Annotated in this window: 20 protein-coding genes and 1 riboswitch; of the genes, 10 read left to right on the forward strand and 10 right to left on the reverse strand. The window is 68.7% G+C overall.

The features are described 5' to 3' along the window. Positions 1-194 precede the first annotated feature (194 nt). On the forward strand, positions 195-674 hold the full coding sequence (locus ACFYXF_RS09130; protein WP_389348903.1) for a hypothetical protein: 480 nt from the start codon (positions 195-197) through the stop codon (positions 672-674). Here ACFYXF_RS09130 and add read toward each other — a convergent pair. The 10 genes from add to gcvT all read right to left on the reverse strand — a co-directional run bounded on the left by add (position 652) and on the right by gcvT (position 10,646). After that, positions 652-1,674, reverse strand: a complete 1,023-nt coding sequence (gene add / locus ACFYXF_RS09135) for an adenosine deaminase (RefSeq protein ID WP_389348904.1) — start codon at positions 1,672-1,674, stop codon at positions 652-654. The genes ACFYXF_RS09130 and add overlap by 23 nt on opposite strands. 64 nt (positions 1,675-1,738) lie before the next feature. Next, positions 1,739-2,572 (reverse strand): ABC transporter permease, encoded by an 834-nt coding sequence (locus ACFYXF_RS09140; RefSeq protein WP_389348905.1) that lies wholly within the window; start codon positions 2,570-2,572, stop codon positions 1,739-1,741. After that, on the reverse strand, positions 2,569-3,348 hold the full coding sequence (locus ACFYXF_RS09145) for an ABC transporter permease (RefSeq protein WP_389348906.1): 780 nt from the start codon (positions 3,346-3,348) through the stop codon (positions 2,569-2,571). The genes ACFYXF_RS09140 and ACFYXF_RS09145 overlap by 4 nt, the downstream gene beginning before the upstream one ends. Further along, positions 3,345-4,199: an ABC transporter ATP-binding protein gene (locus tag ACFYXF_RS09150; protein WP_389348907.1), complete on the reverse strand. Its 855-nt coding sequence runs from the start codon at positions 4,197-4,199 to the stop codon at positions 3,345-3,347. Before ACFYXF_RS09150 ends, ACFYXF_RS09145 begins: the two co-directional genes overlap by 4 nt. A gap of 109 nt (positions 4,200-4,308) precedes the next feature. Then, positions 4,309-5,412, reverse strand: a complete 1,104-nt coding sequence (locus tag ACFYXF_RS09155) for an ABC transporter substrate-binding protein (RefSeq protein ID WP_389348908.1) — start codon at positions 5,410-5,412, stop codon at positions 4,309-4,311. A 228-nt stretch (positions 5,413-5,640) separates the two neighbouring features. Further along, positions 5,641-5,802, reverse strand: a complete 162-nt coding sequence (locus tag ACFYXF_RS09160; protein ID WP_389348909.1) for a hypothetical protein — start codon at positions 5,800-5,802, stop codon at positions 5,641-5,643. A gap of 482 nt (positions 5,803-6,284) precedes the next feature. Further along, on the reverse strand, positions 6,285-7,652 hold the full coding sequence (locus ACFYXF_RS09165; RefSeq protein ID WP_389348910.1) for an L-serine ammonia-lyase: 1,368 nt from the start codon (positions 7,650-7,652) through the stop codon (positions 6,285-6,287). 57 nt (positions 7,653-7,709) lie between these two features. Then, positions 7,710-8,987, reverse strand: coding sequence for a serine hydroxymethyltransferase (glyA, locus tag ACFYXF_RS09170; RefSeq protein ID WP_389348911.1), 1,278 nt, complete (start codon positions 8,985-8,987; stop codon positions 7,710-7,712). A 50-nt stretch (positions 8,988-9,037) separates the two neighbouring features. Next, positions 9,038-9,415 carry a glycine cleavage system protein GcvH gene (gene gcvH, locus ACFYXF_RS09175; RefSeq protein ID WP_389348912.1) on the reverse strand — a complete coding sequence of 126 codons (378 nt, stop codon included), beginning with the start codon at positions 9,413-9,415 and terminating at the stop codon, positions 9,038-9,040. Between the two features lie 109 nt (positions 9,416-9,524). Then, complete coding sequence (gcvT, locus tag ACFYXF_RS09180; RefSeq protein WP_389348913.1) at positions 9,525-10,646, reverse strand: glycine cleavage system aminomethyltransferase GcvT; 1,122 nt, start codon at positions 10,644-10,646, stop codon at positions 9,525-9,527. 142 nt (positions 10,647-10,788) lie between these two features. Beyond that, positions 10,789-10,888, reverse strand: a riboswitch (glycine riboswitch). Positions 10,889-11,101: 213 nt separating this feature from the next. On the opposite strand from gcvT, the gene ACFYXF_RS09185 reads away from it, so the two are divergent. The 9 genes from ACFYXF_RS09185 (at position 11,102) to ACFYXF_RS09225 (ending at position 21,702) form a co-directional block, all read left to right on the forward strand. Beyond that, a complete protein-coding gene (locus tag ACFYXF_RS09185) occupies positions 11,102-11,788 on the forward strand; it encodes an AAA family ATPase (protein WP_389349018.1) in 687 nt (228 codons plus the stop codon). An 82-nt stretch (positions 11,789-11,870) separates the two neighbouring features. Continuing rightward, positions 11,871-12,671 (forward strand): enhanced serine sensitivity protein SseB, encoded by an 801-nt coding sequence (locus tag ACFYXF_RS09190; RefSeq protein WP_389348914.1) that lies wholly within the window; start codon positions 11,871-11,873, stop codon positions 12,669-12,671. A 169-nt stretch (positions 12,672-12,840) separates the two neighbouring features. Continuing rightward, the gene (locus ACFYXF_RS09195) at positions 12,841-13,644 is read left to right on the forward strand and encodes an enhanced serine sensitivity protein SseB C-terminal domain-containing protein (protein ID WP_389349019.1); all 804 of its coding nucleotides are present in this window, start codon (positions 12,841-12,843) and stop codon (positions 13,642-13,644) included. A 394-nt stretch (positions 13,645-14,038) separates the two neighbouring features. Beyond that, positions 14,039-15,037: an ABC transporter permease gene (locus ACFYXF_RS09200; protein WP_389348915.1), complete on the forward strand. Its 999-nt coding sequence runs from the start codon at positions 14,039-14,041 to the stop codon at positions 15,035-15,037. A 35-nt stretch (positions 15,038-15,072) separates the two neighbouring features. Then, entirely contained in the window at positions 15,073-16,842 is a 1,770-nt protein-coding gene (locus ACFYXF_RS09205) for an ABC transporter substrate-binding protein (RefSeq protein ID WP_389348916.1), read from the forward strand. Positions 16,843-16,910: 68 nt separating this feature from the next. Next, complete coding sequence (locus tag ACFYXF_RS09210; RefSeq protein WP_389348917.1) at positions 16,911-17,918, forward strand: ABC transporter permease; 1,008 nt, start codon at positions 16,911-16,913, stop codon at positions 17,916-17,918. Then, positions 17,915-19,006: an ABC transporter ATP-binding protein gene (locus tag ACFYXF_RS09215; protein ID WP_389348918.1), complete on the forward strand. Its 1,092-nt coding sequence runs from the start codon at positions 17,915-17,917 to the stop codon at positions 19,004-19,006. Before ACFYXF_RS09210 ends, ACFYXF_RS09215 begins: the two co-directional genes overlap by 4 nt. Continuing rightward, the gene (locus tag ACFYXF_RS09220) at positions 19,003-20,208 is read left to right on the forward strand and encodes an ABC transporter ATP-binding protein (RefSeq protein ID WP_389348919.1); all 1,206 of its coding nucleotides are present in this window, start codon (positions 19,003-19,005) and stop codon (positions 20,206-20,208) included. The genes ACFYXF_RS09215 and ACFYXF_RS09220 overlap by 4 nt, the downstream gene beginning before the upstream one ends. Before the next feature lie 102 nt (positions 20,209-20,310). Further along, on the forward strand, positions 20,311-21,702 hold the full coding sequence (locus ACFYXF_RS09225) for a M1 family metallopeptidase (protein WP_389348920.1): 1,392 nt from the start codon (positions 20,311-20,313) through the stop codon (positions 21,700-21,702). The last annotated feature ends 19 nt before the right edge of the window (positions 21,703-21,721 follow it).

Here is a 21,721-nt window from a genome sequence, read left to right on the forward strand (position 1 = left end):
CCGAAAGTGTCCAGCATATCGGGAACTGGTGTGCGGGAACAGGTGTTTCCGCAGGTCGGGGCGGTTTCCTCCGCGTCGTCGGGCGACATGGCCTGATCCTATCGCTCGCCGTTCGAAGGCCCCCGAGAGTGATCCACACCGCACATTCGGCAAGGATGGGGTGACATGCCGGGGCTGATCGCGAGGATGACGCCATGAGTGACTGGGGAATCGCACTGATCGCCGCGGGATCGGCGATCGCGGGCAGTGTCGTCACCGGCTGGTACGCCCGCGGCGCGGGGATCCAGCAGGCGGCGGCCGCACGTCACGCGGGCGACCGCCAGGCGGAGGCGCTCCTCGAATCGGTACGCATGACGCTCCGCGCCGAGACGAGTCACCGCGAGTTCACCCTCCGCCGCCAGACCTACGCGGAGTTCCTCGGCGCCGCGGAGGCCAGGATCCTCACCGAACGGAACGGGCGGGGCCAGGCTGACGACGACGTTCTGCTGCAACGAGCCCTGGGCGGGGTGCTCCTGGAAGGTCCGCCGGAGGCCGCCGAGGCGGCTCAGCACCTCGTCGACTGTCTCCGGAGCCACGAGAGACCGGACGAACTGCAACGCGCGAAGCTGGCCTTCGTCTCCGTGGCGCAGCGGGCAGGCGGCGCCGAGAGCGTCAGCACTCGACATCCGTTGTGAGGTAGCCGTCCAGCTCGGTGAGGTAGGTGTCCTTGACGGCGTCGGGCAGCCAGGCGATCTCGAACGCGTTGCGCTGCAGTTGGACCAGCTCTGCCGGGGTGAGCGGAGTGGTGGCCTGCACCGCGAGAAGATTCTCGGTGACGTAGCCATTCATGTAGGCCGGGTCGTCGGAGCTGATGGTGACGCGTAGTCCGCCGTCGAGCATCTTGCGGACGACGGCCAGCCCGTCGGAGCCGCGCACGTAGCTGTTGGAGATCGGGCAGACGGTCAGGCCCAGGCCGCGCGCCTTGATCTCGTTCTGGAGGTCCTCGCTCTCCAGACAGTTCACGCCGTGGTCGATCCGGTCCACCCCGATGACGTCCAGGCACTGGCGGATGTTGTCGACGGAGTTCTCCTGGTCCACGTCGCAGTGCATCGTCAGCTGGTAGCCCTCCGCTCGTGCCCGTGCGAAGACGGCGGCGAACTTGGCCGGCGGGTTGCCCCGCTCGTCCGAGTCCAGCCCGACCCCGATGATCCACTCCTGGTAGGGAAGGGACTCCATCAGCGTGGCCATGGCGTACTCGGCGGAGAAGTCCCGCATGAAGCACATGACGAGCTGTGCCCGCACGTCGAGCAGCCGGCGCGCGTCCATCAGCGCCCGGCGAAGCCCGCGGATCACCGTGCCGAAGGTGATGCCGCGGGAGGTGTGCGCCTGCGGGTCGAAGAAGATCTCCGCGTAGCGGATGTTCTGTTCCTGCGCCTTGTTCAGGTACGCCCACGCCAGGTCGTAGAAGTCGGCCTCGGTCAGCAGGACCGACATGCCCTCGTAGTAGCAGGCGAGGAACGACGGCAGGTCGTGGAACGCGTAGCCGGCCCGCATCTCGTCCGCGTCGGCGTACGGCAACGTGACGTTGTTCCGGGCGGCGAGGGCGAACTTCAGCTCCGGTTCCAGCGTGCCCTCGATGTGCACATGCAACTCGCACTTGGGCAGATGCGAGATGAACTCAGTCAGGTCTGTCACGAGTTCTCCGTCGAATCGGGGAGGCCACGCCCCCGGGAAGGGGAACGAGTTGCCTCGGTCGGAGTCATGTGCCCGGGCGGATGTCGGGCGCGAAGCGGGCCAGGGCAACCGTCTCGATGGCCGCGATGATGTTGTAGGCAAGTGCGGATACGGCGGTGAGGACTGCGACCGAGGCCCATAGGTGGTCGTAGTCGAAGGTGGAGGAGTCCTTGAGCATGGCGTAGCCGAGGCCTTGTCCGGTGGAGAGCCATTCGGCGAGCATCGCGCCGATCAGGGCTCCGGGGACGCCGACGCGGGCGCTGGCGAAGAAGGCGGGGACCGCGCTGGGCAGCATGACCTTGCGGGCGATGGTCCAGCCTCCGGCGCCGTACGCGCGGCACAGGTCGGCCGCCTGGCGGGAGGCGGAGCGCAGGCCGAAGGTCATGGTGACCAGAGCGGGAAAGAAGACGATCAGGCCGCTGATGACGGTGGTGGCCATCAGGCCGCGGCCGAAGACGAGGGTGATGAGTGGGGTCATCGCCACCAAGGGCACGGACCGCACGACGACCGCCATCGGCAGTAGCGCCTGCTCGACGCTCCGCAGCAGGACGAAGACGACCGCCACCCCCACCGCCGCCACGAGCCCGGCGACGAAGCCGAACCCGGCATCGAGCAGCGTGCGGCCCAGACCGGAGGAGACCAAGGAGCGGTGGGCGTTCGCGTCCGCGCCCGTGAACAGGTAGTGGAAGATGTCGATCGGTGACTTGGCCACCAGCGGGTCCAGGTCGTAGACCTGCAGGAAGACGATCCACAGGACGATGACGGCCGTCATCGTCACGACCACGTTCATCAGCGGACGCAGCACGCCCGCCGTGAAGCGCAACGCGGGTGCCGTCCGCGTCTCCGTCGCGGTGCTCATGCGTGTCCGCCTTCCACTGTCGTCGTGCGCGACCACGGCAGGGCGTAGCGGGAGATGAGCCCGACCACGCCGTACGCGATGCCCGCCACCGCTCCCGAGACCAGGGCGATGCCCCAGGTGCGGGGCACGTCGAGCTGCTGCTGGGCGATGGTCATGGCGATGCCGAGGCCGCTGTCGACGCGGCCGAGGTACTCGCCGATGATCGCGCCGAGCAGCGCCGCCGGACCGGCGATCTTGAGCGCGGCCAGCGTGCTGGGCAGCGCGGCGATCAGACGGACCCGCAGCATCTGCTGCCAGCGCCCGCCGCCGTAGGCGCGTACCAGGTCCAGCGAGGCCGGATCGGCCGAGCGCAGCCCGAGCAGCGCGCCGATGAGGGTGGTGAAGAAGACCGACAGCCCGGCCATCGCCGACATCGGCTTGTCCCCGTCCAGGACGAGGGACAGGATCGGGCCGATCGCCACGATCGGCAGGCAGTAGGAGGCCACCGCGATCTGAGTGACCACCCGCTCCAGTACGGGCACCAGCAGCACCAGCACCGCCAGGCCCAGGGCAAGCGCGTTGCCGACCAGATACCCGGTCAGGGCCTCGCCCACGGTCTGCGTGACATGCGGACTGTAGAAGGTCCAGCCGTCGTCGAACACGCTCGCCACCACCGCCCAGGGGGTGGGTACGCCGTCCCCCGGGCCGAAGACCGTGGTGGACAGCAGCGACCACGCCCCGATCAGAGCCGCGATGCCGACGGCCCCGCCGGTCCAGGCGGAGCGCCCGGCGCTCATGACGCCTCCGCCGCGGGCTCGGTGTCGTCGGCGGGGGCGTCGGTGCGGCCGAACAGGAGTTCCGACAACTGGTCGGCGTATGCGTGGAACTCGGCCGAGCGCATCATCTCCGGGGTACGCGGCCGGGGCAGGTCGATGGTGACGACCTCCACGATCCGGCCGGGCCGGGGGGACATCACGGCGACGGTGTCGCTGAGCAGGACGGCCTCGTTGATGGAGTGGGTGACGAGCAGGGTGGTCACCGCGCGGGCCTGCCAGATGCGCTGGAGTTCGAGGTTGAGCCGCTGGCGGGTCATGTCGTCCAGGGCGCCGAACGGCTCGTCCAGCAGCAGCACCTTGGGGTCGACGACCAGCGAACGGGCGATGGCGACGCGCTGCCGCATGCCGCCGGAGAGCTGGGCGGGGCGGGCCTTCTCGAAGCCTTCGAGGCCGACCAGCTTGATGAGGTCGGAGATCGCCGCCGGGTCGGGCTTGATTCCGCTGATCTCCAGCGGCAGCCGTATGTTGGCGGCGACCGAGCGCCACGGCAGCAGCGCGGCGTCCTGGAAGGCTATGCCCAGGTGGTGCCGCTTGCGAGCCGCCTCCGGGTCCTCGCCGTGCACGAGCGCCGTACCGGAGGTCGGGCTGTCGAGCCCGGCGAGGATCCGCAGAACGGTCGACTTGCCGCAGCCCGACGGCCCGAGCAGCGCGAGGAACTGGCCCTCGGCCGTGTCCAGGTCGACGCCGGCCAGTGCGGGTACGTGGCGTCGGCCGAGCTTGAACTCCTTGCTCAGCCCGCGCAGGGACAGTCCGGTACCGGCACCGGAGGGTGCGTCGTCGGATGCTTCGGGAACAGCGGCGGCGGTACTCATCAGTTGGCGACCTCGGTCTGCGGTGTGCGGGTACGGGTGCGGGTACGGGTACGGGTACGGGAAGCCGGTACCGGTGGGCCGACGGAGCCGCACCGGTACCGCCGGAGCCTCAGACGAGGCTGGTGTCCTCCTTGTAGACCTCTTCGAGGATCGAGAGGTCGAAGAGCTTGTCGGCGGTGATGTCGAGGCCGCCGTACTTCAGTGTCTTGAGGTTCTCCTCGATCAGCTCCGGCGTGACCGTGAACAGGCCGTTCTTCTGGGTGTCGGCGCTCACGAGCAGCTTGTTCTGGTCCGCGGACTCAAGGGTCTGCTCCTCGGTCGTCAGTCCGAGTCCCTTGCCGTACGTCTCGGCCGCGAGCTTCGCGCCGAGCGCCGGGTCGGCGATGCTCGCCTTCCAGCCCTTGATCTCCGCGCGCAGGAACGCCTTGAGCAGGTCGCGCTGCTTGTCGATGGTGTCCTGGCGGACACAGTAGGTCTCCGAGACCAGCGGGTAGCCGGTGTCGGCGAGCAGCATCGTCGAGACCTTGAAACCCTTCAGTCGCAGCGTGTTCGGCTCGTTGGTCACGAAGGAGAACCAGCCGTCCACGGTGCCCTGGGTCAGGGGCAGCGGGTCGAACTGCACCGGCACCTTCGTGATCTTCGACTCGTCCAGCCCGGTGGCCTTGACGTACGCCGCCCACACGGACTCGTTGCCCGCCTGGACGCCTATCTTCTTGCCGTACATGTCCTCCGGCTTGGCGATCGGGTCCTTGGCCATCGACATGATGCAGAACGGGTTCCTCTGGAACTGCGCGCCGATGATCTTCAGCGGTGCACCCTTGGAGACGGCGGCGCCGGTGATGTCGGGGGCGCTGATCGCGACGAGCGCCTTCTTGGTCACGACGTCCGTCTCCATCGGCGTCGCGGACGGGCCGCCGCCGATCAGGGTGACCTTCGAGAAGCCCTCGTCCGTGTAGTAGCCCTTGCTGTCCGCGATGTAGCTGCCCGCGAACTCGACGTTCTTGATCCAGGACAGCCGCAGCGTCAGCTCACCGAAACCCTTGGAACCGGACGACGAGGACGCGCTGGAGGACGACGAGTCGGAGTCGCCGCATGCGGCGAGCAGCGGGCCGCCGAGCATCACGGCACCGCCGAGTTGCAGTCCCCGCTTGAGGAAGAGACGGCGGTCGGCGGCGGCGAACGCTCTGCCGTCGTTGCTCGAACTTCTGGTCATTGCACGCGTTCCTTTCACTGGCCGGGTGGGTACCGGCTCATGGCGGACATGAAGAACCTGGATGGGGCGGAACCCGGATGGGGCGAAGCCCGTACGTTCGCCCTCGGCAGGTAACGGAACTGCCGGGGCGAAGCGTTCGGTGTGCATCTGGCCGGGCTGCCGGCCGGCGGCGGACGCCTTGGCCATGACGTGGGTCATGAAGCCGTCGAGGGTCTTCACAGCAGGCCCCTACGCGCTGAAGAAGTGGCTCAGGCCCAGGTCCCGCAGTCCGCGCCGGTAGGCGATGGAGCTCCGGTCGGCCGGCACGCTGACGCCCACCCGGTAGGACACCAGGGGCACGTCGAGCAGGCGTACGGCGGCCGGGGCAGGCCTGGGCAGAGCAGTGGTCATGCGAAGGTCCTTCTATGAAACGCTGCCGGAACGGCCCAGCAGGCACCATGAGGCGCAGACGCCAGGACGACGGCGTCTGGAGAAGTACGTGGGGAAAGCGCGTGGCGACGAGCCGGTCCAGGGAGAGCGACACCGCGGAACCACAGACCGGGCAGGGCGATCGGCCCGGCCAACGGTGCGTGGGTCAGGCGTGAGAGCCCTCGGACGCCGAATGTGAACCGTGCGCCACGCGTCCACGCGTCCAGGCCGACTGGTGGACACGGCACCGGAGGTCCATGCAGCACTCGCTGACAAGGCTCATCGCGTTTCCCTCCGTGCTCAGCGCCGACTTCCTCCTGCCGGACGACCAAGGCGAGAGTGACCCACGGAGATTGCCCAGCCATTCCGTGTTTGTTACTTATGGATTCCATGCCTGGATTTGCCCGAGGGCGCTGGGGCGAGCTCTCCCTCGGAACCCGGCAGCGACGCCAGGGCCTACGCCCTCAGCACTCGATGATGTTCACCGCGAGGCCGCCGCGCGCGGTCTCCTTGTACTTCACGCTCATGTCCGCCCCCGTCTCCTTCATCGTCTTGATGACCTTGTCCAGGGACACCTTGTGCGACCCGTCCCCCCGCATCGCCATCCGCGCCGCCGTGACCGCCTTCACCGCGGCCATGCCGTTCCGCTCGATGCACGGGATCTGGACCAGGCCGCCGACCGGATCGCAGGTCAGGCCGAGGTTGTGCTCCATGCCGATCTCGGCCGCGTTCTCGACCTGCTCCGGGGAGCCGCCGAGCACCTCCGCCAGCGCGCCCGCCGCCATCGAGCAGGCCGAGCCGACCTCGCCCTGGCAGCCGACCTCCGCGCCGGAGATGGACGCGTTCTCCTTGAACAGCATGCCGATCGCGCCGGCGGCCAGCATGAAGCGGACCACGCCGTCCTCGTCGGCGCCCGGCACGAAGTTGATGTAGTAGTGCAGGACCGCCGGGATGATCCCCGCCGCCCCGTTCGTCGGGGCCGTCACGACCCGGCCGCCCGCCGCGTTCTCCTCGTTCACCGCCATCGCGTACAGCGTGATCCACTCCATCGCGCGGGCCAACGGCTCGCCCTCCGCCCGGAGTTGACGCGCCGACATGGCCGCGCGGCGGCGCACCCGGAGCCCGCCCGGCAGGATGCCCTCGCGGGACATACCGCGTGACACGCAGGCCTGCATCACGCGCCAGATGTCCAGCAGCCCGGAGCGGATCTCGTCCTCGGTGCGCCAGGCCCGCTCGTTCTCCAGCATCAGCGCGGAGATCGACAGCCCCGTCTCCTTCGCCAGGCGCAGCAGCTCGTCGCCCGTACGGAAGGGGTACTTCAGCGGGGTGTCGTCGAGCTTGATCCTGTCCGCGCCTATCGCGTCCTCGTCGACGACGAAGCCGCCGCCCACTGAGTAGTACGTCTTCGAGAGCAGCTCGGTCCCCGAGGCGTCGTACGCCCACAGGGTCATGCCGTTCGCGTGGTAGGGGAGTGTCTTACGGCGGTGCAGGACCAGGTCGTCGTCGAAGGAGAAGGCGATCTCGTGGTCGTCGAGGAGCCTGAGCCGGCCCGACTCCTTGATCTGCTCGACCCGGACGTCCGCGCCCTCCACGTCCACCGTGCGCGGCGAGGCGCCCTCCAGGCCGAGCAGCACCGCCTTGGGCGTGCCGTGGCCGTGGCCGGTCGCGCCGAGCGAGCCGTACAGCTCCGCCCGGACCGACGCCACCGCCCCGAGGACCTCCTCGTTGCGCAGCCGGCGGGCGAACAGCCGGGCCGCGCGCATGGGGCCGACCGTGTGGGAGCTGGACGGGCCGATACCGATCGAGAACAGGTCGAAGACCGAAACGGCCACGGTGACTCCTCAGAGAGGGCGGGGGCACACGTCGTCGGGTGCCCCCGCCAGGAAGAACTACTTGTTCAGGCCGGGGTACAGCGGGTGCTTGTCGGCCAGCGCCTTCACACGGGCCTTCAGAGCTTCTGCGTCGGCCTCCCCGAAGGGAGCGGGCGCCTTCAGGGTCTCGGCGATGACGTCCGCGACCTCCGCGAAGTCCTCGGCCGTGAAGCCGCGGGTCGCGAGGGCCGGGGTACCGATCCGCAGCCCCGACGTCACCATCGGCGGACGCGGGTCGTTCGGGATCGCGTTCCGGTTGACGGTGATGCCGACCTCGTGGAGCCGGTCCTCCGCCTGCTTGCCGTCCAACTCCGAGTTGCGCAGGTCGACGAGGACCAGGTGGACGTCCGTACCGCCGGAGAGGACGGACACGCCGTGCTCCGTGACGTCCGCACGCACGAGGCGCTCGGCGAGCAGCTGCGCGCCCTCCACCGTACGCCGCTGGCGCTCCTTGAAGTCGTCCGAAGCGGCGACCTTGAAGGACACCGCCTTCGCCGCGATCACGTGCTCCAGGGGGCCGCCCTGGAAGCCCGGGAAGACGGACGAGTTCAGCTTCTTCGCGAACTCCTGCTTGGCCAGGATGATCCCGCCGCGCGGGCCGCCCAGCGTCTTGTGGGTCGTCGAGGTGACGACGTCCGCGTACGGCACCGGGTTCGGGTGCAGCCCCGCCGCGACCAGCCCGGCGAAGTGCGCCATGTCGACCCAGAGGTACGCGCCCACCTCGTCCGCGATCCGGCGGAACTCCGCGAAGTCCAGCTGCCTCGGGTACGCCGACCAGCCCGCGATGATCACCTTCGGCCGGTGCTCCTTGGCGAGCTGCTCCAGCTCGGCCATGTCGACAAGGCCGGCCTCGTCCACGTGGTACGCGACCACATTGAACTGCTTGCCGGAGAAGTTCAGCCGCATCCCGTGGGTGAGGTGGCCGCCGTGCGCCAGGTCCAGGCCGAGGATGGTGTCGCCGGGCTGGGCCAGCGCGAACAGCGCGGCCTGGTTGGCGGAGGCGCCCGAGTGCGGCTGGACGTTGGCGTACTCGGCGCCGAACAGCTCCTTGACCCGGTCGATCGCGATCTGCTCGGCGACGTCGACGTGCTCGCAGCCGCCGTAGTAGCGGCGACCCGGGTAGCCCTCGGCGTACTTGTTGGTGAGGACCGAGCCCTGGGCCTCCATGACCGCGACCGGAGCGAAGTTCTCCGAGGCGATCATCTCCAGGGTGGACTGCTGACGGTTCAGCTCGGCGTCGACGGCGGCGGCGACCTCCGGGTCCAGCTCGTGCAGGGGAGTGTTCAGAAGCGACATGGGGTCAGTACGTCCTTACGTCCTTGGCCGGGGATATCGGCTCGGGGATCTCAGCTGCCGGAGAACGCGGTGTACTCGTCCGCGGAGAGCAGGTCGCCCGGCTCCTCCGCGACGCGCACCTTGAAGAGCCAACCGCCTTCGAACGGGGCGGAGTTCACCAGCGACGGGTCGTTGGAGACGTCCTCGTTGACCTCGGTGACCTCACCGGAGACCGGGGAGTACAGGTCGCTGACGGACTTGGTCGACTCCAGCTCACCGCAGGTCTCGCCCGCGGCCACCGTGGCACCTACCTCGGGAAGCTGGACGTACACGACATCGCCGAGCGCGTTGGCCGCGTGCTCGGTGATACCGACCGTCGAGACGCCGTCCTCGGCGCCCGACAGCCACTCGTGCTCCTTGCTGTAGCGCAGCTGCTGGGGGTTGCTCATGGCCTGAATTCTCCTGTACGCGGGGGACTGGTCATGCATGGGGTACTACAGGGACTGCCCGTGAGCAGCCATGACACGCGTTGCTCATGACGGGGTGCCGGGGCGAGAGCTACTTCTGACGCTTGTAGAACGGCAGCGCCACGACCTCGTACGGCTCGTGGCTGCCCCGGATGTCCACGCCCACGCCCGCCGTGCCCGGCGCCGCGTGCGTGGAGTCGACGTACGCCATCGCGATCGGCCTGCCGAGCGTGGGGGAGGGGGCGCCCGAGGTGACCTCGCCGATCACCCGGCCGTCGGCGACGACCGCGTACCCCGCGCGCGGGACGCGACGCCCCTCGGCGACCAGGCCGACCAGGACCCGCGGCGGCTCGTACGAGGCACGCTCGGCGGCCTCGCGCAGGGCCGCGCGGCCCACGAAGTCGCCCGCCTTGTCGAACTTGACGACCCGGCCGAGCCCGGCGTCGAAGGGGGTGAGGGAGGTGGTCAGTTCGTGCCCGTACAGCGGCATGCCCGCCTCCAGGCGCAGGGTGTCCCGGCAGGACAGGCCGCAGGGGACCAGCCCGGCGGGCGTACCCGCGTCGGTCAGCGCCTGCCACACCTTCTCCGCGTCGCCCGGCGCCACGAACAGCTCGAAGCCGTCCTCGCCGGTGTATCCGGTGCGCGCGATGAGGGCGGGGACACCGGCGACCGTGCCGGGCAGGCCCGCGTAGTACTTCAGGCCGTCGAGATCGGCGTCGGTGAGGGAGGCGAGGATGCCGGGGGACTCCGGGCCCTGTACGGCGATCAGCGCGTAGGCGTCCCGGTCGTCGCGGACCACCGCGTCGAAGCTGTCGGACCGCTCCAGCAGAGCATCGAGCACGATCTGCGCGTTGCCGGCGTTGGCCACGACCAGGTATTCGGTGTCCGCCAGCCGGTAGACGATCAGGTCGTCGAGGATGCCGCCGTCGGCCCGGCAGATCATCGTGTAGCGGGCGCGGCCCACGGCTACGGACCCGATGTTGCCGACCAGCGCGTAGTCGAGGAGGGCGGCGGCCTCCGGCCCGGTCACGGTGATCTCGCCCATGTGCGAGAGATCGAAGAGACCGGCCCGGGTACGCACCGCGACATGCTCGTCGCGCTCGGAGCCGTACCGCAGGGGCATGTCCCAGCCGGCGAAGTCGGTCATCGTCGCGCCGAGCGAACGATGCAGGGCATCGAGCGCGGTCAGACGCAGGACAGGGCTACTGCTCATCGGTTGTGCTCCCAGGGCATGACGGCGAGGTCGTTCCTCCCCATCTGTCATCGGAACCTGAGAGGTTCGCCATGAAGAACATGGCTTGCACCGTGGGTGGAGCCGCTGGTCACAGGACCGGCGGCCCGCTTTTCAGATGTGCCTCGCCCGCGCGGTACGGGGCCTGAGAGATTCAAGGGAGGGACTTGCTCCTTCGGCGCCCGGCCACCCGTAGGTGTCCGGAACTCTCCCGCGCGGATTCAAGCGGCCGGTATGCAGTTGGCGGGCACATCATCGCACGCATTGCCTCGGCACGGCAGGGGGACCCTTCACAGAGGGGGCACAGTCGTGCCACAGGCACACATACGGCCCTGTAGCAGGCCTGTTGCAGTAATCGGACCCAAACGAGAGACACCGCGTATTACCTTCTCTTTACACTCGACGGGGACGGTACTTCCCGACCCCATGGGAGGACGATCACGGTGAACAGGACCACGGCGTACGCGACGACCTCAGCCCTCGCACTGACCGACGCGCTGCCCACGCAGCCCGCCGCCCCCGCCCGGGAGGCGTGCGCCCCGCGCCCGGCACCCGTGATCCGCGATCTGCGGGAGCGCTCGGGCCACAGCCCGCACGGCCTCACCTTCGGCGCCCGCGACCTCGTCGTGGTCACCGGCCTGCCCGGCAGCGGCAAGTCCACGCTGATGCGCCGGGCGGTGCGCGGCCCCGGCATCGACTCCCAGAACACCCGCGACCGCTGGGACGCCCGTACGCCCTCCTTCCTCCCCTACGCGGTCTACCGCCCCCTCGTCCGTCTCGCCCACTACGCCGGACTGCGCCGCGCCCTGCGCTCCGGCGCCGGGGTCGTCGTGCACGACTGCGGTACGCAGGCCTGGGTGCGCGGCTGGCTGGCCCGTGAGGCCCGCCGTCGGGGCGGCACCCTCCACCTGCTCCTCCTCGACGTCACCCCGGACGAGGCCCTGGAGGGCCAGCGCGAACGCGGCCGGGGCGTCTCGCGGTACGCGTTCCTGCGCCACCGCCAGGCCGCCTCGCGGCTGCTGCGCTCGGTGGAGAAGGGGAACCTGCCGGAGGGCTGCGGCTCGGCGGTGCTGATCGACCGGGACGCGGCGGACACCCTGCGCAGGATCGACTTCGCGGACTGATGTCCGTACCCGCCGGGGCCGGTTAGGGTTTTGCCCATTAAGGGACTCAAGGCAGCGGTTCACAGCAGGCGGTAGGCAGCAGATGGACATCCCGGCGGACTTCCCCCCGGACTTTCCCGGGGGTTTCCCCGCACAGGCGCACCCCCATTCGCACGGCGGGTGGCCCGGCAACGAGCTGGAGGAGGTGCTCTCGGCCTCCCTCGGCGTCCCCGGCGCGGGCGCTCGCATCGTCGAGGTCCTCGGCCGGAGCTTCGTCTGGGTCCCCCTCCCGTCCGGCGGCGGCCCCTACTCCGGCCCCCTCGACCTGCCCACGATGGACATCGGCGGTCAGGCGTACGTGCCGGTCTTCAGCTCGGAGGAGCAGTTCCGGCAGGTCGTCGGCGGCCACCTGGCGTACACCGTGGCCCCCGCCGTCGAGTTCGCCCGGGGTCTCCCGCCCCAGGTCGGCATCGCCATGAACCCGGACGGCGTGGTCGGCGTTCCCCTGCCCCCGCCGGCCGTGGCCGAACTCTGCCGCTCCGGCCGCACCGTTCTCGACGGCGCGGGCGGCGGCCGGGTCCGCCTCTACGAGCCGAACTGGCAGGAGGATCCGGTCGACTTCCTCACCGCCGCGGCGACGGAGTTCGCCGGCACGGGCGTGGTCCGAACGGCCCGCCGCTGCCTGGCGACCATCGAAACCTCCGCCCCCGTCATGTTCATCGGCGTGGAACTCTCCCCCTGGGACCCGGTGGCCCGCACAATCCCCATGGACGCGGTAGGAAGAGCCCTGGGCCAAGTGGGCTCCCCCTGGCCGGTGAACCTGGTCTTCCTGGACGCGGCCCAGGACCCGGTGACGGACTGGCTCAGGGACCGAGTCCGTCCCTTCTATCAGCACGGCTACTGACAAACAGGCCTAGGGGCACCCCCTAGGGGCGCGGGGAACTGCGCGATCAGCCACAACGCACCCGCACTCCGCCGACAACACCAGGCCCCGAGCTCTCAACGGCCCAACCAGCGGAGCGCATAAGCTAAGAAACGCACAACCCGGTAGGGGAAACGAAGGGGCGGTAATGGTGAGCGCGTCGGGCACGGCCGCGGCCGGTCAGGTCGAGCACATGCTGCGCCAAGTCACGCCCGGGCGCTATGACGCCTACGAGGCGCTCCTGCGCGCCCTCGCGACCCCGTCCTCCGGCCAGATCTGGATGCTGCTCTGGCACGGCCAGGCCGGCTCCCCGGACGCCCAGTACGGAAACATGCAGGTCGAGGGGTACGGCTACGCCCCCTGCGTGACCTCCGCCCAGGAGCTGTCGGTCAGCGGCTGGAACAGGTCGTACGAGGTGGTCGACGGCCTCGACGTGGCCCGCACCCTCTACCCGGACCAGTACGGCCTCTGGCTCAACCCGCACTCCCCGGGCGGTGGCGTCGGCATCCCCTGGCTCGATCTGCGCCGCATCGCGACGGGCCTGGAACGCCAGCCCGCGGGGCCTCTGCGGCTGGCCGAACCCGGCATCGAGATCCCGCAGTTCTACGCCCTCCTCTCGCAGAACGCCCACCGCACCCCGGCCGTCCGCTCTCTGCGCCGCGCCTGGGTGCAGCCGGCGCTCGGGGCGCCGTATCTGGCCATCGGCCTCGATGTGTACGACACCTCGCCACCGGCCGTGGACTCGGTGCGCGCGATGATGCAGCAGTCGATCGGGGCGGTCCCGGACGGGCTGCCGGTGTCGACGGTCGCGATGTCGGACGAGCAGGACCCGGTCGTGATGTGGCTGCGCGCGAACGCCCGCCCGTTCTACGACCGCGAGGCCCACGCGATCGCCGCGCCGCCCCAGGCTCCGGCCGCGGGGTACGGGTATCCGCCCGCGCGCGGTCGTTACTGAGGGGACCATCACGCGGACGGCCGAATCCGCGCGCCACGGTCTTCGCGCGTAGATAGCGACGGATCGTCGCGATAGTGTCCGTATGTCCCTTCTGTCTCAACTGCCCCGCGTCCGACGGGCGTTACCCGCTGTTCGGATAACGGAATCCCCAGGACAGCATCACGGTTGCGCATACTTTCGCCGACAGACCTTCCGTGTGATCGCCGAATCGCTGAAGACTCGCCTGTCAGACGATGGGGGCATCGGTCCGAGTGGCCGACAACGCATGGTTAAGTCGACTAATCAGCACAGATTGTCAAGCAGGACCAGCCGGTACCCGGCGAGCAAGTGAATCAAGCCGCGGACACGCGGCAGGCGTAGGCCGGTCACCACCGGCGAGAGGGGTCGGGTCACTGTGACCGCACCGATCGAGACCACCGCAGCGGAAGCCGAGGCGCAGCCGGAGGCTGTGCTCGCCGGTGCCGGTAAGGGGCAGATCGAGGGCCGTTCCCTGGGACAGATCGCCTGGTCCCGGTTCAAGCGGGACAAGGTGGCGGTCGCCGGCGGTGTCATCGTCATCCTGCTGGTGCTGATCGCGATCCTCTCCCGGCCCATCCAGGCACTGTTCGGCCTCGACCCCAACGCCTTCAACCAGGACCTGATCGACCCCAACACCTCCCTCCCCAAGGGCGCCTGGGGTGGCATGAGCTGGGACCACCCGCTCGGTGTCGAGCCGAAGTTCGGGCGCGACATCGCCACCCGCATCCTGGAGGGCTCCTGGGTGTCGCTGGTCGTCGCGTTCGGCGCCACGATCCTGTCCAACGTGATCGGCACGGTCCTCGGAGTCGTCGCCGGCTACTACGGCGGCCGGGTCGACACGGTCATCAGCCGGCTGATGGACACCTTCCTCGCCTTCCCCCTGCTGCTCTTCGCCATCGCCATCTCCGCCACGCTCCAGGGCGGCGCGTTCGGCCTCGAAGGGCTCCCGCTCCACATCAGCGTGCTGATCTTCGTCATCGGCTTCTTCAACTGGCCCTACCTGGGACGCATCGTCCGCGGCCAGACGCTGGCCCTGCGTGAGCGCGAGTTCGTGGACGCCTCCCGGGGCATGGGCGCCAAGGGGCCGTACATCCTCTTCCGGGAGCTGCTGCCGAACCTGGTCGGCCCGATCATCGTCTACTCGACGCTGCTCATCCCGACCAACATCCTCTTCGAGGCCTCCCTGAGCTTCCTCGGGGTCGGCATCCAGCCCCCGCAGGCTTCCTGGGGCGGAATGCTCAACCAGGCGGTCGACTTCTACCAGGTCGACCCGCAGTTCATGATCGTGCCCGGTCTTGCCATCTTCGTGACCGTCCTGGCGTTCAACCTGCTCGGCGACGGTCTCCGGGACGCTCTCGACCCACGCAGCCGCTGATGCGGCCGCGGCGGGAGTTCAGCAAGTTTCCAACAATGGAGGAGAAGCAGACCATCATGCGAAGGTCAGCGCTGGCCGCGGTTGCGGCGATCGGAACTGTGAGCCTGCTGCTCGCAGGCTGCAGCAAAGCCGAAGACGATTCGACGGACAGCACCAAGTCGGCTGGGGCCAACGCAGCGACCAAGGATGTCGTCAACGCGTCCACCCAGAAGGGGGGCACGGTCACCTACGAGTACTCGGACGTCCCGGACTCCTTCGACCCCGGCAACACGTACTACGCGTACATGTACAACTTCAGCCGGCTGTACGCCCGCCCGCTGATGACCTTCAAGCCCGCCGCGGGCGACAAGGGCAACGAGCTGGTCCCGGACCTCGCCGCGAGCGCGGGCGTACCGAGCGACGGTGGCAAGACCTGGACGTACAAGCTCCGCTCGGGGCTGAAGTACCAGGACGGCACCGCGATCACCTCGAAGGACGTCAAGTACGCCGTCGAGCGCTCCAACTTCGCGCGTGACGTGCTCTCCCTCGGCCCGAACTACTTCCAGCAGTTCCTGGACGGCGGCGACAAGTACAAGGGCCCGTACAAGGACAAGAGCGCCGAGGGCCTGGCGTCGATCCAGACGCCGGACGACACCACGATCGTCTTCAAGCTCAACCGCGCCTTCCAGGAGTTCGACTACCTCGTCGCGACTCCGCAGACGGCGCCGGTGCCCCAGGCCAAGGACAAGGGCATCGACTACGTCAAGAGCATCGTGTCCTCGGGCTCGTACCAGTTCGCGAGCTACGACGAGGGCAAGCAGGTCACCCTCGTCCGCAACAAGAACTGGGACGCCGCGACCGACCCGCTGCGCAAGCAGTACCCGGACAAGATCGTGGTCAACCTGAAGGTCAACGCGGAGACCATCGACCAGGACGTCCAGGCCGGCAACGCGATCGACCTGGGTGGTACGGGTGTCCAGGCCGCGACGCAGGCCGAGGTCGTCAGCAACGCCGACAAGAAGGCCAACACCGACAACACCTACGGTGGCCGTCTCGTCTACATGGCGATCAACACCAAGCTGAAGCCGTTCGACAACGTCGAGTGCCGCAAGGCCGTGCAGTACGCGATCGACAAGGTCTCGGTGCAGACCGCCGAGGGCGGCCCGATCCGCGGTGACATCGCCACGACCGTCCTCCCGCCGGACATCCCGGGCTACGAGAAGGCGGACGTCTACGCCACCGACGGCAACAAGGGCGACGTGGCCAAGGCCAAGGAGCACCTGCAGGCCTGCGGTCAGACCACGATCAACACCAGCATCACCGCGCGCAGCGACCGTCCGGCGGAGATCGACGCGGCCACCGCGATCATCAACTCGCTGAAGGCCGCCGGCATCAACGCCACGATGAAGCAGTTCCCGTCGGGCAAGTACTTCACCGACTACGCGGGTGTCCCGAAGTGGGACGCGGACAACAACGTCGGTCTGATGATGATGCAGTGGGGTTCCGACTGGCCGTCCGGCTACGGTTTCCTGCAGCAGATCCTGCACGGTGACGCCATCGGCGCCTCGGGCAACACCAACCTCTCGCAGTTCGACAACAAGGACGTCAACGAGCTGCTGGAGAAGGCGATCGGCACGGAGGACAAGGCCGCGCGTGACGCCATGTACACCGAGGTCGACAAGAAGACGATGGACGAGGCCGCTCTCGTCCCGCTGACCTACTTCAAGGTCCTGCTGTACCGCCCGGCCAACTTCACCAACCTGGTGTCCACGGCGGCCTTCAGCGGTCAGTACGACTACCTCAACATCGGCACGACCAAGAAGTAGCCCCGGAAGGCAGGTGAAGGCATTGGTGCCCGCGGGCTTCGCAGCCCGCGGGCACCAGGCCGACCCCCGTGATCTCGTACATCCTCCGTCGGACGTTCGCGGCAGTGATCCTGCTGCTGGTCGTCACCGCGGTGACCTTCGCCATCTTCTTCCTGCTGCCACGGCTCGCCGGCCAGACCGCCGACCAGCTGGCCCAGCAGTACATCGGGAAGAGCCCGTCGGCGGCGGACATCGCTGCGGTCAAGAGCAACCTCGGTCTGGACGACCCCCTTTATCTCCAGTACTGGCACTTCATCAAGGGGATCGTGACCGGTGCCACCTATGACCTGGGGCCCACCACGACACAGTGCAACGCGCCGTGCTTCGGCTACTCCTTCAAGACCCATGTCGAGGTCTGGCCGCAGCTCACCTCCCGCCTTCCGGTGACGATCTCGCTCGCCGCCGGCGCGGCGGTGATCTGGCTGGTGTCCGGTGTGGCGATCGGTGTCATCTCCGCGCTGAAGCCCGGCTCCTTCTTCGACCGGTCCTTCATGGGCGTCGCCCTCGCCGGTGTCTCGCTGCCCATGTTCTTCACGGGCAACCTGGCACTGCTGCTCTTCACCTATCAGTGGCCGATCTTCGGTAGGACGTACGTTCCCTTCACCGAGAATCCGGCCCAGTGGGCGAACACGCTGTTCCCGGCGTGGTGTTCGCTCGCCCTGCTCTACTCCGCCATCTACGCGCGGCTCACCCGCTCGGGGATGCTGGAGACGATGAACGAGGACTTCATCCGTACGGCCCGCGCCAAGGGCCTGCGGGAGCGCAAGGTGGTCGTCCGGCACGGTCTGCGGGCCGCGCTGACGCCGATCATCACCGTGTTCGGCATGGACCTCGGCCTGCTGCTCGGCGGCGCGCTGATCACCGAGACGGTGTTCTCGCTGCACGGTGTCGGCGAGTACGCGGTGCAGGGCATCAAGGACAACGACCTGCCGCCGATCCTCGGCGTCACCCTGCTCGCCGCTCTCTTCGTCGTTGTCGCAAATCTTCTGGTGGACCTGCTCTACGCGGCCGCCGACCCGCGGGTGAGGCTCTCGTGACCGAACTGTCCAAGACCGGCGCCGCGGTGGGCGAACCCTCGCCCTCGAACGCGCCCAGCGCCTTCCTCGAAGTCCGCGACCTCAAGGTGCACTTCCCGACCGACGACGGCCTGGTCAAGTCCGTCGACGGACTCAGCTTCCAACTGGAGAAGGGCAAGACCCTCTCCATCGTGGGCGAGTCCGGCTCAGGCAAGTCCGTCACCTCGCTCGCGATCATGGGCCTGCACCGGCTCGGCGCACGTGGCAAGAACGTCCAGATGTCCGGCGAGATCTGGCTCGACGGCAAGGAACTCGTCGGCGCCGACCCGGACGAGGTGCGCAAGCTGCGGGGCCACGAGATGGCGATGATCTTCCAGGATCCGCTGTCCGCGATGCACCCGTACTACAGGATCGGCAGCCAGATCGTGGAGGCGTACCGCGTCCACCACGACGTCAGCAAGAAGGTCGCCCGCACCCGGGCGATCGAGATGCTCGACCGGGTCGGCATCCCCGAGCCCGGCAAGCGCGTCGACAGCTACCCGCACGAGTTCTCCGGCGGTATGCGCCAGCGCGCGATGATCGCGATGGCGCTGGTCAACAACCCCGAGCTGCTCATCGCGGACGAGCCGACGACCGCCCTCGACGTGACCGTCCAGGCGCAGATCCTCGACCTGATCCGCGATCTGCAGAAGGAGTTCGGCTCCGCGGTCGTCCTCATCACCCATGACCTCGGCGTGGTCGCCGAGATCGCCGACGAGGTCCTGGTGATGTACGGCGGCCGGTGCGTGGAGCGCGGCCCGGTCGACGAGATCTTCGAGCAGCCGCAGCACCCGTACACCTGGGGTCTGCTCGGTTCCATGCCGCGCATCGACCGCGAGACCTCCGACCGGCTCATCCCCGTCAAGGGCCAGCCGCCGAGCCTCATCAACGTCCCCTCGGGCTGCGCCTTCCACCCCCGCTGCCCGTACGCGGACATACCCAAGGGCGACGTCACCCGTACCGTGCGCCCGGAGCTGCAGCAGGTCGAGGGCGGGCACTTCTCCGCCTGCCACCTCTCGCAGGAGGACCGTACGCGGATCTGGACCGAAGAGATTGCGCCAAAGCTGTGAGTGATACCGAGAAACTGGAGCAGGGGTCGGCGAAAGCGGCCGATGAGCGCGAGGTGCTGCTCAAGGTCGAGGGCCTGGTGAAGCACTTCCCCATCAAGAAGGGGATCCTCCAGCGCCAGGTCGCCGCGGTGAAGGCCGTCGACGGCATCGACTTCGAGGTGCGCAAGGGCGAGACCCTCGGCGTCGTCGGCGAGTCGGGCTGCGGCAAGTCGACCATGGGCCGGGTCATCACCCGGCTCCAGGAACCGACCGCCGGCTCGATCCACTTCGAGGGTCAGGACATCACACGGCTGAACGCGGCCGGGATGCGTCCGCTGCGGCGGGACATCCAGATGATCTTCCAGGACCCGTACGGCTCGCTGAACCCGCGCCACACCATCGGCTCGATCGTCTCGGCGCCCTTCCGGCTCCAGGGCGTGGAGCCCGAGGGCGGGGTGAAGAAGGAGGTCCAGCGCCTCCTCGCGCTGGTGGGTCTGAGCCCCGAGCACTTCAACCGCTACCCGCACGAGTTCTCCGGCGGCCAGCGCCAGCGCATCGGCATCGCCCGTGCGCTCGCCCTCAAGCCGAAGCTGGTCGTGGCCGACGAGCCGGTCTCCGCGCTGGACGTGTCGATCCAGGCCCAGGTCGTGAACCTGATGGACGACCTCCAGCAGGAACTCGGCCTGACGTACGTGATCATCGCGCACGACCTGTCCGTCGTACGCCATGTCTCGGACCGGATCGCGGTGATGTACCTCGGCAAGATCGTCGAACTCGCCGACAAGACCTCCCTGTACGAGGCGCCGATGCACCCGTACACCAAGGCCCTGATGTCGGCGGTACCGGTCCCCGACCCCAAGCGCCGGGGCGCCAAGAGCGACCGCATCCTCCTCAAGGGCGACGTCCCGTCCCCGATCTCCCCTCCCAGCGGCTGCCGCTTCCACACCCGCTGCTGGAAGGCAACGGAGATCTGCAAGACGACGGAACCCCCCCTCCTGGAACTGAAGCCCGGCCAGCAGGTCGCCTGCCACCACCCCGAGAACGCCGAGGACCAGGCCCCCCAGGACACGGTGCTGCTGACGGCGGCCAGGGAAGCGGTCGAGCTGGTGACTCCGGCCGCGGAGTCCAACCCAGGGGCGCGGGGAACTGCGCGACCAGCCCCCACGGACCCGCAGCCGAAGGACGAACCGGAAGACGCCCCTCAGGAGTCAACAGACAAGTAGGGCATGACGAGTTGGCAAAGTCATGCACATGTTCGAACGGGAGAGCGCAGAGTCGTACGTGTAGGTCCTATCCGACCGTTACACGCTCGAAAGGGACGACTCATGCCGCTCTCCCGTTCGGCACGTTTAGGGGCCGTCGCCACCGCGGCGGCCTCCTTCCTCGTCATCGCCGCCTCCTCCGCCCCGACCCCCGGCGCCGACGGCGTCGGCGACTCCTACTTCCCCCAACTCGGCAACGGCGGCTACGACGCCCGCCACTACGCCCTCGACCTCGCGTACGACCCGGACACCGACCGCCTCGACGGCCGTACGACCATCACCGCCCGCGCCACCCAGAACCTCTCGTCCTTCGACCTGGACCTCCAGAAACTCGACGTCACGAAGGTCGAAGTGAACGGCAGACGCGCCCAGTTCACGCGTGAGGGCGACGAGATCCGCGTCACGCCCCGCGGCTCCCTGTCCAAGGGCCGGGAGTTCAAGGTCGCCGTCACCTACGGCGGGGTGCCCGAACCGCTCGGCGGGCCCATCGTGTTCGGCTCCCAGTACGGCTGGATGAAGACCACCGACGGCGTCTTCGTCGCCTGCGAACCCAACGCCGCCTCCACCTGGTTCCCGTCCAGCGACCACCCCTCCGACAAGGCCGCCTTCGACATCCGGATCAAGGCGCCGAAGGGGCTCACCGCCGTCTCCAACGGCCGACTGGTGTCGACGTACGACAAGGGCGGCTCGACGTACACCCACTGGCGCGAGAAGAAGCAGATGGCGACCTACCTCGCCACCGCCACCATCGGGAAGTTCGACGTGCGGACGGGGGTCACGCCCGGCGGGACGCCGATCTACGTGGCCATCGACCCGGTGCTCGCCAACAGCAACAACGTCGACGTGTACGCGGTGACCGCCGAGGCCACCGACTACTGGTCGAAGGTCTTCGGGCCGTATCCGTTCGAGGAGACCGGGGCGATCGTCGACGACATGCCGGCGGCCGGGTTCTCGCTGGAGACGCAGACCAAGCCGGTCTACTCGGCCGTGCGCAACGAGACGACCATCGTGCACGAGCTGGCCCACCAGTGGTTCGGCGACTCCGTGTCGACGGAGCGCTGGAAGGACATCTGGCTCAACGAGGGCTTCGCGACCTACTCCCAGTGGCTGTGGGCCGAGTACAAGGGCACCCGCTCGGCGCACGACTCCTTCCTCGCCGGGTACAACGCCCGCCCCGCCGAAAACCCCTTCTGGCAGACCGTCGTCGGCGACCCGCAGCGCGACACCATGTTCGCCTCGGCCGTCTACCAGCGCGGCGCGATGACCCTCCAGGTGCTCCGCGAGCGCATCGGTGACGCGGCCTTCTTCAAGCTCCTGCCGACCTGGACCAAGCTCCACCGCTACGGCAACGCGAACACCGACGACTTCGTCCGGCTCGCGGAGAAGATCAGCGGGCAGCAGCTCGACGACCTCTTCCAGACCTGGCTGTTCGCGACAGGCAAGCCCACCCTGTAGACCGTCCCCGGCGACAATA

The sequence above is a fragment of the Streptomyces sp. NPDC002680 genome (assembly GCF_042889145.1).
GTDB lineage: Bacteria > Actinomycetota > Actinomycetes > Streptomycetales > Streptomycetaceae > Streptomyces > Streptomyces adonidis.